The sequence below is a fragment of the Shimia gijangensis genome (genome assembly GCF_900142085.1).
In the GTDB taxonomy this organism is placed as follows: Bacteria; Pseudomonadota; Alphaproteobacteria; order Rhodobacterales; family Rhodobacteraceae; genus Shimia; species Shimia gijangensis.
Genome location: NZ_FQZQ01000003.1, coordinates 1 through 14,174 on the forward strand (window position 1 = coordinate 1; position 14,174 = coordinate 14,174).

The window sequence follows — 14,174 nt, forward strand, 5'->3', positions numbered from 1 at the left end:
GCTTTGGCATGTCAGAACACAGCCACTACCACGTCCCACTCCTCCTATCCCCATTCGGATTCTCTACATACAGAGGCAGTTAAGGTACCTTAGGGATTGTCATTCAAACATTTGAATGTCAGCATGTTGCGAAAGCCATGTGACCAAGAGGACATCCCAATGACAATGACCCGTAGAAAGCTATTGCAAGGGGCGACCGCCAGTGCTGCGATGATGGGGGCGGGGGTTCAGCTGGGCTGGGCTTCGGATGCGACTCAGATTGGGTCGATGCAAATTCAAACCCTATCGGACGGGACTCTGACTTTGCCTTACGAGTTCATCTTTGGGCCCATGCCACAGGATGTTGTCGCGCCAATTTTGAGTGAATATGGCATCGCCAAGGGGCCGTTAATGCCAGAATGCAATGTCACTTTGCTTCGGGACGGGGATCGTACCGTGCTGTTTGACACAGGCTCTGGTGTCGGATTTCAGGACAGTGCAGGTCTGCTTGTCGACACGCTTGACGAGGCCGGAGTGTCAGCCGATGAGATCACCCATGTCGTCTTTACCCATTGCCACCCAGACCATCTTTGGGGGGTATTGGATGATTTTGATGATCCCTTGTTCCCCGAGGCTGAGCATATGATGGGGCGTGTTGAATGGGACTATTGGTGGGACCCCAAGACAGTGGACACCATCGAGTCCGGACGCACCACAATGGCTGTCGGGGCGAAACGCCGGATGGAAATGTTAGAGGATTCCATCAGCTTTTTTGAGGATGGACAGGAAATTTTGCCCGGTGTCGCTGCGCGAGCCTCTTACGGCCACACGCCGGGCCATATGTCGTTTGAGCTGCGCTCTGGCGGTGAAAGTGTGATGGTTGTGGGCGATGCCATTGGCAATCACCACGTTGCTTTTGCTGCGCCACAGTTTGAGTCAGGGTCCGATCAGGATCGCCCGATGGCCGTGGCCACGCGATTGTCGATGTTGGACCAGATGGCAACTGATAAAATGCGGATCATCGGCTATCACTTGCCGGGCGGCGGCATGGGCCATGTGGAACGCAGCGAAGATACCTATCGTTTTGTGCCCGAGGGTGCTTGACTTCACCGGCATGGTTTCCATTGTTGCAGGCCTTGGTCAGTGACCTGAGACTGGCGGTTACAATCTGAGGGACGTGCATGAAAGCGGTGATTTTCGATCTGGACGGTACGCTGGTTCACAGCCTGCCGGATATCCATGCTGCAGTGAACCAGATGTTGACGAATGAAAGGCAGGCTCAACTGGGCATGGCCACGGTGCAATCCTTTGTCGGCAATGGTCTTCCCAAACTGGTCGAGCGGGTGATGGCAAGGCAGGCCATGGATATGGCCCAGTTTGATCGCATTGCGGCGGATGTGCTTGGGATATATCAGACGGCCACAGCGGATCTTAGCCAGCCATATCTCGGCATGGAAGAAGCACTGAAGGTCCTTCAGGCTGCTGGGTACAAAATGGGCGTGTGTTCGAACAAACCGCATGGGCCAGCGATACATCTTTTGATGCAGATGGGCCTGGACGGGTATTTTGACGTGGTCATTGGTGGCGACAGCACCAAAGCACGCAAACCCGATCCTTTTCCATTGCAAGAAACTGTTCGCGCGCTTGGCGCAGATCAGGTCATGTATGTTGGTGATAGCGAAATTGACGCAGATACAGCCGTGGCGGCCAGCGTCACGTTTGCGCTGTTTACCGAGGGGTATCGCAAGCGGGCGGTTGTGGATATTCCACACCAGTATGCATTTGCGAATTTCGCGCAACTGCCTGACATAGTCAGCGGTTATTTTCAATCGTGACCCGCCAGCAGGCGGCGCCAATTCTTGCCGTCTTTTGATTTAGGGGAACTCTGTGCCGAATTTACCCTTGGATAAATTGCGCATCATGCGAATATAGATGGCAAATCACGGGGAGAATTCGAATGAGAAAACTGTTTATCAGCGCGATTGCAGCTTTGGGAATGTTGGGCGCGACTGTTGTGTCGGCGGGTGTGATTGAGCTTACTCCAGCCAACCCACAGCCCAAAGGCGTCAAACAAGGCCTGAAAGTCAGCTATTTTACAGGAGACCGTCAAGTGCGCTCGCTCGGGGCGGCCAAGGGGCGTCTCAAGCAAAGCAGTAAGCCCGGTAAGCCTTTGAAGGGGTTGAATTATCCCGACAAGGGCAAAGGTGCCCCGGTTCTGACCGCAGGCATTTCCGAATTGGTGGTGGCGGATATCCGTGGCTATATCAAATTCCCGGCCCCTGGTGTTTATGACCTCGAATTTTTTTCGAACGACGGCATGCAAGCCTGGATCAGTGGCAAGCAAGTGGCCAAGCTGGATGATGTCACCCCATGTGCCAGCGCGGGTCGGCCCAAGGTCAAAGTACCCTCGGCGGGATGGTATGACCTAAAAGTGATCTATTTCCAGAAAGAAGGCACCGCCTGTCTTGAATCGGAATGGAAAAAGCCCGGTGGATCCATTCAGCTGATCCCGAACAGCGCTTTTGGCTACAAATAGTCCCCGACGATCACGAGGAATTGAAAAGGGCCCGAACGGGCCCTTTTTTGCTTTCGGTGAGAATGTTTTTTGAAAAGTGAAAGGGTCAGCCGCAGATGCCTTGGATCTGGGCCCCTTTCCAAGGCAGCGTGATTTCTGACGGGATGGGCAGATCGTTGACTGGGATGGCTTGCGAAATCAAAGAAGCCAGCCGTTCGGTCCGAGGTGCGTCAGGGTCGAGCATGGCGCAGCAGACGTATTCTTCGACAATGCTGGCTTGTTGTTCATAGCCATAGTCCAAAAAGCTGGTGGCGGTTGAGATGTCGAACAAATACGGGTCGCCGCCGGGTTCATGCTCTTGTGCGGCGCGCCAGGGGGAATAGCCGGTTGTGGCACGGTTCTGCCATTGCCAGACGTGGGTGATCTCATGGGCAAACAGCATTGCATCCATCAGGTTCATCTTGTCGGGATAGCCCTTCAGGAAATCCTTGCGATACCAGGATTCCGAGAAATAGGCCGTGTTCCACAGGACCACGGCGGCGGGGGATACAGTGACGGTCTCGGATTTGGGTTCGGGAAAGATGCGTTCACGACACGCCAGCCGCGCGCGTTTTTCGCGCTTGAACGTGGCCACGCTCATCGGGATATCCGCCACAATCGCGGGCGCATTTGTGTTGATGGTGCTGCCGTGAAGATCGTGGGCAAAGGCCTTTTCTGCGGGCGTCAAAGGACGAGCACATGAGGTCAGCAGAACAAGAGGGATCAAAAGGGCGGCGCGCATAGCGGTAGCCTAGCAAGGCTACCGCGCGGGGCAAGGGGTTTGTCAGATATCACAAAGGGTTGCCGCTAAGGCAGTGATGATAAAGCTGATTATAGCGTTGCTGGTCGGCGTTGCTGCCGCTGATGCCGCCTATGACCGCGCCAGTCGCGCCACCGCGCCATGCGCCTTTTGATCCGTTGACGATGCCACCGACGACCGCGCCTCCGACAAGGCCACGTCCAGCACCCTGATTGGCGCTGCTGTGGCCGGATTTGGCTTTGGCATATGAGTCGCAATAGGTGGCGGAGCGTTCCTGTGCGAGGGCAGGGGTGGTGACCAGCATTGTGGCCACAAGAAGGGCTGAGAGGCGTTTCATGATGATGGTTCCTGTAGTCTGCTCTGGGGGAGCGTTTGCTTCGTTATGAAAGCTATTTAGGAAGCCAAAGCGCCGCCCAAGAGCGAACAGGTGCCAGCGTCATGTGATTTTGTGCCAAATGCCCCGGATCAGGGGAAAGGAGCCGACAATTTGTGGCCGCTGATGCATTCCTCGTAGAAGAAATCTATCACCTGCTTGTCCCATTGCCCGCCCTTGGCCGCCCCAATTGTGCCGCCAATCAGCGCCCCGCGTTGGCGGGAGGTTTTGCCGCCTTGAGTGGCTCCGGCAGCGGCTCCCGCCCAGTTGCCCGTGCGCCCGCCTTGCACCGTGCCCGGCGTTCCCGCCGCATGCCGCGCATATTGATCGCAAAAGATCGGCGTGCGCTCGGGCTCATCGGCGAAGGCGGGAGAGGTGAGGAGGAGGAAGGTGAGGGTGAGGCGCATGGGGGCAGGGTATCATGCCGAAAGGTTGACACAACCCGTAGGGCGGGGTTTTACCCCGCTGATGTGTGAGGATTGTTGTGGCAATGGCGGGGTGAAACCCCGCCCTACGGGTTGGAGAAACGGCAACCTATCCCCCAATGCATGATGCCCTGCATCATGCACGCGCCCGACCCGCCCCACTGGGCGGGCGCGTTCCGCACCCACCCATCGGATCAGGCGCGAGGGTTGTTGGGGAAGAGTTTTACACCACGTTTAGATGGAAGGCTTTGAGTTTGGTGGGTTGGAGACCCATCCTTTAGATTAAATGTACATCCAGTTGTGGTTGACGCTATAAAACGTCAGAGTTCCAATCACGAAGTCATAAAGGACGAAACATGGGTTCAGACGACGCAAAACCGGGCAATGTCAGTGACGCAATTAATGCAGCGGCCAACTTGGCTAAGGCTGTCCCCATCTACGATGATGCCCTAAAGCCAATAGCATCTGAAACAGGCAAAGCGCTTGGTACTGTAGGACGAGTTGTGAATGTGTGTTTGGCTCCCGTTAGAGGATTGGTTTGGAGTGCTGAGTATGTCGAGAATTGGGTTGAAACTAGGGTCTCAAAGAAACTTGAAAATGAGCCAGAAGAAAATATCCAAACTCCTGACTTGGCAATTGCCGGGCCGATTATCGAATCGTTGAAGTTTCACGGCCAGAAGCCTGAGATAAGTGAAATGTTTGCAAGCCTACTGGCTTCTTCGATGATGAAAAACAAGGCTTCAAGCACGCATCCTTCATTTGTAGATAAGATAAGATTGATGAGTGCATTCGATGCTCAGGTTTTTGCTTATCTGGCCAAACAACAAACGACTAGCACAACGAACATTCGTAGAAAGCACAAGGTTTTCACAGGCGAAACCGAGCTGTATAGGTTTTGCAATGAGGACTTGCTAACGCTTGCTCTCGGGAAGGGGCACAAAGGCGATGAGGTGTTTCGGGCAGTTCAAGCGAGTATAGAGACCCTTGTGGGGCTTGGCCTCATTGTCGCGCGAGACGACGCAACATTGACGGCACCTCAACGCATCAAGGACTATGAAAAATCGGAAAAAAGTGACTGGTTTTCCGAATTCGTCAATCGGGGCGAAGTCAATGGTTTTACGTTCTCACTAAAGAGGTCCAGCGTTTTACTAACGCAAGTTGGCCAAAACTTTTCAAAATCGGTGTTTCGCTGAGAAGCAATCGGTCCTCAAACATCCAACTCCTCCACGAACCTGGCGTTCTCCTGAATATACTGGAACCGCATTTCGGGCTTCTTGCCCATCAGGCGTTCGACCAGATCGGCGGTCTCGCCGGGTTCGTCCTCGTCAATCGTCACGCGGATCAGTTTGCGCGAGGCCGGGTCCATGGTGGTTTCTTTCAAATCCTTCGCGTCCATCTCGCCCAGACCCTTAAACCGCTGCACGTCGATCTTGCCTTTGCCGCCCAGACCTTTTTCCATCAGCGCGTTTTTCTCGGCGTCGGTGGCGACGTAGATGCGTTTGGGGCCTTGGGTCAGACGATAAAGCGGCGGGCAGGCCAGATACAGATGCCCTGCGTCAATCAACGGGCGCATTTGGGTGTAAAAGAAGGTCATCAACAACGCCGCAATATGGGCGCCATCGACGTCCGCATCGGTCATGATAATGATCTTTTCATAGCGCAGATCGTCGATGTTGAACTTGCTACCCATGCCACAGCCAAGGCTTTCACACAGGTCCGAAATCTCGGCGTTGCTGCCCAGCTTGGAGGACGCCGCCCCCAGCACGTTCAGGATTTTGCCCTTTAGCGGCAGCAACGCTTGCGTCTTACGGTTGCGCGCGCCTTTGCCTGATCCGCCGGCCGAGTCGCCCTCGACGATAAACAGTTCCGTGCCTGCGCGATCTTTGCTGGAACAATCGGTCAGCTTGCCGGGCAGTCGCAGTTTCTTGGTGGCAGACTTGCGCTGGGTTTCTTTTTCCATGCGGCGGCGCAGGCGCTCTTCGGCGCGCAGCACAAGAAAGTCCAAAATTGCACCGGCGGATTTCGTGTCAGCCGCAAGCCAGTTGTCAAAGTGGTCCCGGACCGAGTTTTCGACCATGCGTTGGGCCTCAACCGTGGCCAGACGGTCTTTGGTCTGGCCGACGAATTCCGGCTCGCGGATAAAACACGACACCAGCGCCCCGGCGCCTGTGGTCAGGTCTTCGCGGGTGATGGTTGCGGCCTTTTTGTTGCTGACCAGCTCTCCGTAGGCCTTGATGCCTTTGAGGATCGCGGCCCAGAACCCGGCCTCGTGGGTGCCGCCTTCGGGGGTGGGGACCGTGTTACAATAGGACTGAATGAAGCCATCGCGCGACGGGGTCCAGTTGATCGCCCATTCAACCTTGCCGGGTGCGTTGAATTTCTCAAAGCTGACCGTGCCGCTGAAAGGGTTTTCGGAATAGGTGGAGGCCCCGGACAAGGTTTCATTCAGGTAATCCGACAGGCCTCCGGGAAAGTGAAATTTCGCTTCCTTCGGGGTTTCGCCATCCTCAATACCGGTTTTCCAACGGATTTCGACGCCTGAGAACAGATAGGCTTTGGAGCGCGCCATTTTGAACAGGCGGGCAGGTTTCAGTTTCAGTGAACCAAAAATGTCTGCATCCGGGTGAAACGTCACCGCAGTGCCGCGTCGGTTGGGGGCTGAGCCGATCTTTTCCAGCTTGCCCTGCGGGATGCCGCGCGAGAACTCCATCGCAAAGAGTTCTTTGTTGCGGGCGACTTCCACACGCAGATGATCGGACAGGGCATTGACCACGGATGAGCCCACGCCATGCAAACCACCGGAGGTTTCATAGCTGTCGCCCGAGAATTTGCCGCCTGCGTTCAGGGTGCAAAAGATGATCTCAAGCGCGGATTTTTCCGGATCTTTGGGGTGAGGTCCAGTGGGGATACCCCGACCGTTGTCGCGCACTGAGACGTGGCCGTTTTCATGCAGCTCAATTTCGATCCATGTGGCGTGCCCCGCGACCGCTTCGTCCATCGAGTTGTCGACAATCTCGGCCACCATATGGTGCAACGCGCGGTCGTCCTTGCCACCGATATACATGCCCGGACGCAGGCGCACGTGCTCCATGTCTTCCAACACTTGGATGGATGAGGCGTCATAGTCGCTCGCAGCAGGTGCGTTCAAAAGATCGTTTGCCATCGTTGGGCTGCTCTTATTGGTTTTGGTTGGCGATCATTATGGCAGGGGATCGCCCAAGGGGGAAGGGTGGTTTGCGCCCTTTGGAGGCGCAAATCTCGCCTAGCCCCACACAATCTCTAGGTCTTCGCGAAATGCAAAGCGCAACAGGTGGGCATCGACCACCCCTTTGAAGTGTTCAAGGTCTTCGGCGTCGGGCACTGTGACGTCAAGCGTCAGTTGGACGGCTGAGGCCCCAAGTTTCAGGAGATTGCCGCTGGCAAAGGTGATGGTTCCGGATTCTGGGGTGAAATCAGTTTCGGCTTTGTGGGACCAGTGTTTGCAAAGTTGCTGGAGATAGCGGCTGGCGTGTTCAGTTGGTGCGGTGGCGGTTGCGGATTGGGTCATCAGGGGGCCTCATTTCAGGGATCGGAATAGGGCCTGGCGAGCATTTGGCTGGCTTGGGTAAACCACTTTACCCAATGCTGTTGCGCCCACCAACAAAAAACCCGGTTTGAGTGTATGATTGAACCCCGATTGTGTATTTCAGTTGACGTGTATCAAAGTAGCGTCAGGTGAAATCGAGTACTGCGGTCTCAAGTTCAGACATTTAGGAGACATCTATGACCGCAAATTCTGCGAACACCCCTTCTGCAATTAAAAAAGCTGCTGAAGAAGCCAAGGCGCCCGCCACACCCAAAGCGACGACGCCTGCTCAGGCAACGGCGTCGAAAGCCAAGGTGACACCGTCTGCGGAGGAAGTGCGCCGCGCGTTTGAAAGTGGTGAGTACCCCTATGATACCAAACTGGGGCGCCGTCCATACGAGGCCCAAAAAGCCAAAATTCAGGCTGAATTGCTAAAGGTACAGCTTTGGGCGCAGGAAACCGGCCAAAAGTTCGTGATGATTTTTGAAGGGCGCGATGCTGCTGGTAAAGGGGGCACGATCAAACGTTTCACCGAACACCTCAACCCTCGGGCTGCCCGCGTTGTGGCGCTGAACAAGCCGACGGATGAAGAACGCGGGCAATGGTATTTCCAACGCTATGTCGACCATCTGCCAACTGCTGGTGAAATCGTTCTGTATGACCGCTCTTGGTACAACCGTGCAGGTGTTGAGCGGGTCATGGGATTTTGTGAGCCGGGTGAATACCTGGAATTTATGCGTCAGACACCTGATCTTGAGCAAATGTTGGTGCGTTCAGGCATTCGTCTCTACAAATACTGGTTCTCGGTCACCCAGGAAGAACAACGTCGCCGCTTTGAGAGCCGTGAAAACGATCCATTGAAACAGTGGAAGCTGTCACCGATCGACAAAGCGTCGCTCGGCAAATGGGATGATTACACCGAAGCCAAAGAAGCGATGTTCTTTTACACAGATACAGCTGATGCGCCTTGGACGGTGATCAAATCCAATGACAAAAAGCGCGCACGGCTGAACTGTATGCTGCATTTCCTGAATTCGCTGGATTACCCCGGCAAGGACTTGAAGATCGCCCATGCACCGGACCCGTTGATTGTGTCAACGGCCAGCCATGTGATCCACCGCGCGGATCATATTCTGGGCACAGCTTTGCACCCGGATACACGCAAGAAATAAGAGCCGCGTCCGCGCTGGCCTACTCCAATGGCGCCAGTGCGACCTGAACCGGTAGCAGCTCTGAAAAGGCGGTCCTGATACATGCGGTCAGGCCGCCTTTTTCTATGGTGCGGTCCTCCAGATCGAACCACAAAGCCAATCCTTTGCGGCGCAACAGATCACCGCGAGGATGGGTCTTGTCATAAGGGGCGGGCACGCGTTTCAGTTCTGGAGGATCAAGACGTGTTCCTTTATCAGTCAGCGCTGAAATCATGTTCGCTATGGCCTGGCCATCTGCACCCGCCACCGTGTCGCGCCATCTGATCAAGGCATTCTTGTCAAACCCGAAAACCCCGGCACCAACACTGACGTATCCCGGTGCGATCCCTAAAAACCATCCAATGCCACCGGCAGTCCACAGCATATGCAGGTGGGTATGATAGGGCGTTTTGTCCTTAGAGAATCGCACATCTCGGTGCGGGCGAAACAGTTTGGTCGATACAGGCGCGCCAACCATCTTTTCCAGATCAGCCGAGATCACATCGAGCAGCGCAAGTGCAGGGTGCTTCAGCGCGATTTCATAGCGCTTTTTGTTGGTCAAAAACCAGTCGCGGTTGTTGTTCGCGCTTAGCTCCGTCAGGAATGCGCGCGCTTGCGGCACCAAATCTGCAAAATCATCGGACATGTTACTCCCCCTTGCTGAAACTCATTCTACCCGGCGCTGGTGTTCCTGCAAATTCCTTGTCTTGTCAGTTATCGAAATCACCCCTAAGCCTTGGGGATGAAACCTGTCACCTCATACCGTGATCATTTGCGCGCAATGCTGCTTTTGGGTCTGCCATTAATTGGCGGGCACGTGGCGCAGTTCGCCATTGGTTTGACCGACACCATCATGCTGGGCTGGTATTCGGTTGAAGCACTGGCAGCAGTGGTGCTTGGCGGGACCTATTTCTTTGTGCTGTTCATTTTAGGCTCGGGCTTTGCCATCGCCGTGATGCCATTGGTGGCCGAAGCAGACGCCGAAGGTGATGAAACAGCGGTCCGACGTGTCACCCGCATGGGGATGTGGTTGTCTGTTGTGACCGCGATTGCGGCATTTCCTTTGTTTTGGTTTTCCGGAGCCATTTTGAATGGATTAGGGCAAAACCCCGAAATCACTGACGTCACGCAAGGCTATCTGCGCCTGGTTGGGCTGGGCCTGTTGCCGGCGCTTTTGGTGATGGTTCTGAAATCCTATCTTGCGTCTCTGGGACGCACACGCGTGGTATTCTGGGTGACGGTGCTGGCCGCGTTGGTCAATGCGGTGGCCAATTATGCGCTTATCTTTGGCCATTGGGGCGCGCCCGAGCTGGGTGTGATCGGCGCGGCGATCGCCTCCCTTCTGGTGCAGATTGTGTCTTTGATTGGGGTTGTGGCTTATGTGCTTGTGGTTCTGCCTCAGCACAAAATGTTCACCCGCGTCTGGCGCCCTGACTGGGAGGCCTTTGGCCATGTCTTTCGCCTCGGCGTGCCGATTGGGTTGACCAGCCTGGCCGAAACCGGACTGTTTGCCGCTTCAAGTATTATGATGGGTTGGCTTGGCACATTGCAATTGGCGGCTCACGGGATTGCGCTGCAACTGACCAGCCTGGCGTTCATGGCCCATCTTGGTTTGTCAAATGCAGCCACTGTGCGGGCTGGAAATGCCATCGGTCGCAAAGACCCCGAACATCTGGCGCGTGGGGCGAGAGTGGCCATTTTCCTGTCGCTGGCGGCATCTCTGATCACAGTGATTGCACTACTGGCCTTCCCGCGCCCTTTGTTAGAGCTGTTTTTGAACCCCAATGAACCCAACCGCGAGGCGATTTTAGGCATCGGTGTGTCATTGATCTTTGTCGCCGCCCTGTTTCAGTTTGTCGACGGGGCCCAGATCATGGCTTTGGGATTGTTGCGGGGCGTGAAAGACACCCGCGCGCCCATGCTGATCGGAGCGATAAGTTATTGGGGCATTGGCGTGCCCACCGGTTATGTCTTCGGATTCTGGGTCGGTTGGGATGGGGTTGGCATTTGGCTGGGTCTGGTCGTGGGGCTGACCGTTGCCGCCATTTTGCTACTCTGGAGGTTCTGGGGGCCGATGCTCGCGTCTTTGCGCGTGAAATACTCGGCCTAGTCTTTGCCCTTCATCAACCGATCCGCTTTTTTGCGGACCAGAACGGATCGCAAATCATGCATTGCCAGCAAGAGGGCATCCGTCACGTCCTCAAGTTGTTCGGCACTGGCCCGCGATTGCGCCCACTGACTGGTCAGGTTGAGGTAGTCCACAGCACGGTGAATATCATCGATGTCACGGTGGGCCAGAATATCCTGACGTTCAACCATCCATTTGCGGATTGCGCCCAAATCAACGTCAGACAAGACCCGGTCGCCGTGTGGCTTAATTTCGCCGTTGCGAATGTTCACAACGGCGATCTGATCCATGTCGATCCGGCGCTGGCGGTTCTGCGTGTCGACGCGAAATACAATCGCGCCGTTTTCCCGCACCCGGAAAAAATAGTCTGGTAGCTCAGCCAACATCGCGCCCCCTTAGGTCAGCGAGGCGCAGAAAGCCTGAATGCGCGCACAGGCAGTTTTCAGCGCTTCGTCAGACGTAGCGTAGCTGACCCGGAAGTTTGGCGAAAGACCAAAGGCGGCACCAAAGACCACGGCGACATCGGCTTCTTCCAGCAATGCTGTGGCAAAAGCTTCGTCATTTTCAACCACTGTGCCCGCCGGGGTGGTTTTGCCAATCAATTCCGCGATTGACGGATACACATAAAACGCGCCCTCCGGCACCGGGCAGACCATTCCGTCAATTTCGGACAGCATCGACACCACAAGATCACGACGGCGCACGAAAGTCTCGTTGTTCACCGGCAGGAAATCCTGCGGGCCGTTCAACGCTTCAACGGCTGCCCACTGCGACACCGAACAGGGGTTTGATGTCGACTGCGATTGTATCTTGCGCATCGCAGCGATCAGTTCGACAGGACCCGCTGAATAGCCAATGCGCCAACCGGTCATGGCATAGGCCTTGGACACTCCATTGCAAGTTAATGTGCGGTCGTACAAAGCAGGCTCAACTTCGGCAGGCGTGCAGAACTCAAAATCGTCATAAGCCAGATGTTCGTACATGTCGTCTGTCATCACCCAGACATGCGGATGACGCATCAGCACATCTGTCAGTGCTTTGAGTTCCTCGCGGCTATATCCCGCGCCGGTTGGGTTCGAAGGCGAGTTAAAGATCAGCCATTTCGTTTTGGGGGTGATCGCTTCTTCAAGCTGATCTGGGGTCAGTTTGAAATTGGTTTGCAAAGATGCCTGAGCGATGACCGGCTCTCCACCTGCCAGCAGCACCATATCCGGGTAGCTGACCCAATACGGGGCGGGGATCACCACTTCGTCGCCGGGATTGAGCGTGGCCATCAGGGCATTGTAGAGAATCTGTTTGCCACCGGTGCCAACGCTGACTTGTTGCGGCGTGTAGTCCAGCCCATTGTCGCGCATTAACTTGGCGCAGATCGCGGCTTTCAATTCTGGAATGCCATCGACGGGCGTGTATTTCGTCTTTCCGGCGTCAATTGCGGCCACTGCCGCGTCTTTGATGTTTTGTGGCGTATCGAAATCGGGTTCCCCGGCACCAAGACCAATCACATCGCGTCCCGCTGCTTTAAGTTCTGCTGCTTTGGTGGTCACAGCAATCGTCGGCGAGGGTTTTACGCGGGATAGTGTCGCGGATAGGAAAGACATGGGCAACCTCGTTTGTATTCAATGCAGTCCTGTCTTAGGGTGCGCACCGCGCCCGATCAAGCGCGAAGCTCAGGAGGGCTCAAAATGGCTGATGATTTCACCGACGAAACCTATGATGACTATTGGTACGGCGATGATGTGGCTACATTTGGAGACCGGTTGGCTGCTGCACGCGAATATGCGGGCCTGTCTCAGGAAGAGTTTTCGCGCCGTTTGGGCGTAAAGATCTCAACCGCACGTGGTTGGGAAGATGACCTGAACGAGCCACGCGCCAACAAACTGCAGATGATGGCGGGTTTACTCAATGTTTCGGTTGTCTGGTTGCTGATGGGGGAAGGCGAAGGCGTCGTCTCGGCCCCCGCAGAAGATGAAGGGGTAACGGCTCCCAACCTCTCCGGCCTTTTGGTGGAAATTCGTGATATTCGCGCGCAAATGAAAAACAACCTGGATCATCTTGCGCGGCTGGAAAAGAAACTGCGTCTGGCAGTGAAAGAGACAATGCAAAATGACTGAGACACATGAAAACCGCCTGAAACGGATGAAAATGCGGTCCATGCGCCGTGGTATCAAGGAAATGGACCTCATCCTTGTGCGCTATGCAGACGACAATCTGGCGTCAATGGATGCGGACGAACTTGATCTCTATGACGCGCTTTTGCACGAAAACGATCAGGATCTTTATCAGTGGGTCACCGGGCAAATGCCCGCACCTGACCGTTTCTCGGGGCTGATTAAGGATATCTCTCAAGCGATCAGCGGTACCTGTACCGGTCAGCCCAAAGGCGCCAAGCACATGTTTGTACAGGCCTGAGACCGGCATTCATCGGCTTCGAAATCGCTGCGAAATGCTCAAATAGATAAATTCTTAGAGAAACCTGTTCGATTTAACACAATGTTCGCCTTTTGCCCCCAGTTTCCGATGTAAGCAAAGAACGTCGGAGATAATTCATGAGTATTCACGCCCCCCTCGGGACCAATGCAGACACCGGTTTCATCACTTCTTATCTGGATTCACTGGCGCTGGTTGAGCGATTGCACCGCCTTCTTCTGGACGTCATCAAGGATGAATTTGAACGGGTTGGCGTTCTTGAAATCAACGCTGTTCAGGCGTTGTTGTTGTTCAATATCGGGGACAACGAAGTCACCGCCGGTGAGTTAAAATCGCGCGGTTACTATCAGGGTTCTAACGTTAGCTATAATCTCAAGAAATTGGTTGAAATGGGCTTTATGCACCATCAACGCTGCGAGATTGATCGCCGGTCAGTGCGGGTGCGATTGACCCAGCAGGGCCGCGAAATACGAGACGTGGTTTCAACCCTGTTTGAGCGTCACGCGCAAGGTCTGCAATCCAAAGGCGTTCTGGGACCGGATGGCATTGAAGGCATCACTTTTGCCTTGCGCCGTGTTGAGCGTTATTGGAGCGATCAGATCCGCTATATTTACTGATTTGCGCACCAGACCCGTGGTTAATGCGCAAAGTCATGTTTGATGAGTGCGGGTCACCAGCGAAATCCTAAGAAACCAGCCACTCATTGAACCCGCAAACCTCCGTTTGGCTTGCGGGCTCAATGACCCATGTCGGAAAGCCCGAAGTCTGGCTGA

18 protein-coding genes are annotated in these 14,174 nt (G+C 54.9%); 10 read left to right on the plus strand and 8 right to left on the minus strand.

Going from position 1 to position 14,174, the window contains the following annotated elements; all coding sequences use genetic code 11:
- From BUC32_RS02940 to BUC32_RS02955, 4 genes are all read left to right on the plus strand, one after another.
- Positions 1–83, plus strand: an 83-nt coding sequence (locus BUC32_RS02940) for a hydroxyisourate hydrolase (RefSeq protein WP_139280630.1), incomplete at its 5' end; no start/stop codon positions are given.
- 76 nt (positions 84–159) lie between these two features.
- Positions 160–1,083, plus strand: coding sequence for an MBL fold metallo-hydrolase (locus tag BUC32_RS02945; protein ID WP_073249820.1), 924 nt, complete (start codon positions 160–162; stop codon positions 1,081–1,083).
- Between the two features lie 77 nt (positions 1,084–1,160).
- A complete protein-coding gene (gene gph, locus BUC32_RS02950) occupies positions 1,161–1,814 on the plus strand; it encodes a phosphoglycolate phosphatase (protein ID WP_073249286.1) in 654 nt (217 codons plus the stop codon).
- 122 nt (positions 1,815–1,936) lie between these two features.
- A complete protein-coding gene (locus tag BUC32_RS02955) occupies positions 1,937–2,515 on the plus strand; it encodes a PA14 domain-containing protein (RefSeq protein ID WP_073249288.1) in 579 nt (192 codons plus the stop codon).
- A gap of 85 nt (positions 2,516–2,600) precedes the next feature.
- Here the strand turns inward: BUC32_RS02955 and BUC32_RS02960 are convergent, their stop codons facing one another.
- From BUC32_RS02960 to BUC32_RS02970, 3 genes are all read right to left on the minus strand, one after another.
- The gene (locus BUC32_RS02960; RefSeq protein ID WP_073249290.1) at positions 2,601–3,275 is read right to left on the minus strand and encodes a hypothetical protein; all 675 of its coding nucleotides are present in this window, start codon (positions 3,273–3,275) and stop codon (positions 2,601–2,603) included.
- Between the two features lie 49 nt (positions 3,276–3,324).
- Entirely contained in the window at positions 3,325–3,630 is a 306-nt protein-coding gene (locus BUC32_RS20590; protein ID WP_073249292.1) for a glycine zipper domain-containing protein, read from the minus strand.
- A 128-nt stretch (positions 3,631–3,758) separates the two neighbouring features.
- Positions 3,759–4,073 carry a glycine zipper domain-containing protein gene (locus BUC32_RS02970; RefSeq protein ID WP_073249294.1) on the minus strand — a complete coding sequence of 105 codons (315 nt, stop codon included), beginning with the start codon at positions 4,071–4,073 and terminating at the stop codon, positions 3,759–3,761.
- Positions 4,074–4,447: 374 nt separating this feature from the next.
- On the opposite strand from BUC32_RS02970, the gene BUC32_RS02975 reads away from it, so the two are divergent.
- Positions 4,448–5,284: a DUF4393 domain-containing protein gene (locus BUC32_RS02975; protein ID WP_073249296.1), complete on the plus strand. Its 837-nt coding sequence runs from the start codon at positions 4,448–4,450 to the stop codon at positions 5,282–5,284.
- A 14-nt stretch (positions 5,285–5,298) separates the two neighbouring features.
- Here BUC32_RS02975 and BUC32_RS02980 read toward each other — a convergent pair whose 3' ends face one another.
- Both BUC32_RS02980 and BUC32_RS02985 read right to left on the minus strand, forming a co-directional pair.
- Complete coding sequence (locus BUC32_RS02980) at positions 5,299–7,254, minus strand: DNA gyrase/topoisomerase IV subunit B (RefSeq protein ID WP_073249298.1); 1,956 nt, start codon at positions 7,252–7,254, stop codon at positions 5,299–5,301.
- A 99-nt stretch (positions 7,255–7,353) separates the two neighbouring features.
- Complete coding sequence (locus BUC32_RS02985; RefSeq protein WP_073249300.1) at positions 7,354–7,638, minus strand: DUF2218 domain-containing protein; 285 nt, start codon at positions 7,636–7,638, stop codon at positions 7,354–7,356.
- Positions 7,639–7,853: 215 nt separating this feature from the next.
- Here BUC32_RS02985 and ppk2 point away from each other — a divergent pair, with 215 nt between their 5' ends.
- Complete coding sequence (gene ppk2 / locus BUC32_RS02990; RefSeq protein WP_083599231.1) at positions 7,854–8,828, plus strand: polyphosphate kinase 2; 975 nt, start codon at positions 7,854–7,856, stop codon at positions 8,826–8,828.
- 19 nt (positions 8,829–8,847) lie between these two features.
- On the opposite strand, the gene BUC32_RS02995 is transcribed toward ppk2, so the two are convergent.
- Complete coding sequence (locus BUC32_RS02995) at positions 8,848–9,492, minus strand: TIGR02453 family protein (RefSeq protein WP_073249303.1); 645 nt, start codon at positions 9,490–9,492, stop codon at positions 8,848–8,850.
- Positions 9,493–9,588: 96 nt separating this feature from the next.
- Here BUC32_RS02995 and BUC32_RS03000 point away from each other — a divergent pair, with 96 nt between their 5' ends.
- A complete protein-coding gene (locus BUC32_RS03000; RefSeq protein WP_073249306.1) occupies positions 9,589–10,956 on the plus strand; it encodes an MATE family efflux transporter in 1,368 nt (455 codons plus the stop codon).
- Here the strand turns inward: BUC32_RS03000 and BUC32_RS03005 are convergent.
- Positions 10,953–11,360 carry a hypothetical protein gene (locus BUC32_RS03005; RefSeq protein WP_073249308.1) on the minus strand — a complete coding sequence of 136 codons (408 nt, stop codon included), beginning with the start codon at positions 11,358–11,360 and terminating at the stop codon, positions 10,953–10,955. The genes BUC32_RS03000 and BUC32_RS03005 overlap by 4 nt on opposite strands.
- 9 nt (positions 11,361–11,369) lie before the next feature.
- Positions 11,370–12,572 carry a pyridoxal phosphate-dependent aminotransferase gene (locus BUC32_RS03010; RefSeq protein WP_073249310.1) on the minus strand — a complete coding sequence of 401 codons (1,203 nt, stop codon included), beginning with the start codon at positions 12,570–12,572 and terminating at the stop codon, positions 11,370–11,372.
- Between the two features lie 84 nt (positions 12,573–12,656).
- On the opposite strand from BUC32_RS03010, the gene BUC32_RS03015 reads away from it, so the two are divergent.
- The 3 genes from BUC32_RS03015 (at position 12,657) to BUC32_RS03025 (ending at position 14,018) form a co-directional block, all read left to right on the plus strand.
- Complete coding sequence (locus BUC32_RS03015) at positions 12,657–13,085, plus strand: helix-turn-helix domain-containing protein (RefSeq protein ID WP_073249824.1); 429 nt, start codon at positions 12,657–12,659, stop codon at positions 13,083–13,085.
- Positions 13,078–13,383, plus strand: a complete 306-nt coding sequence (locus tag BUC32_RS03020) for a succinate dehydrogenase assembly factor 2 (protein WP_083599232.1) — start codon at positions 13,078–13,080, stop codon at positions 13,381–13,383. The genes BUC32_RS03015 and BUC32_RS03020 overlap by 8 nt, the downstream gene beginning before the upstream one ends.
- Positions 13,384–13,520: 137 nt before the next feature.
- The gene (locus BUC32_RS03025) at positions 13,521–14,018 is read left to right on the plus strand and encodes a MarR family winged helix-turn-helix transcriptional regulator (protein WP_073249312.1); all 498 of its coding nucleotides are present in this window, start codon (positions 13,521–13,523) and stop codon (positions 14,016–14,018) included.
- The last annotated feature ends 156 nt before the right edge of the window (positions 14,019–14,174 follow it).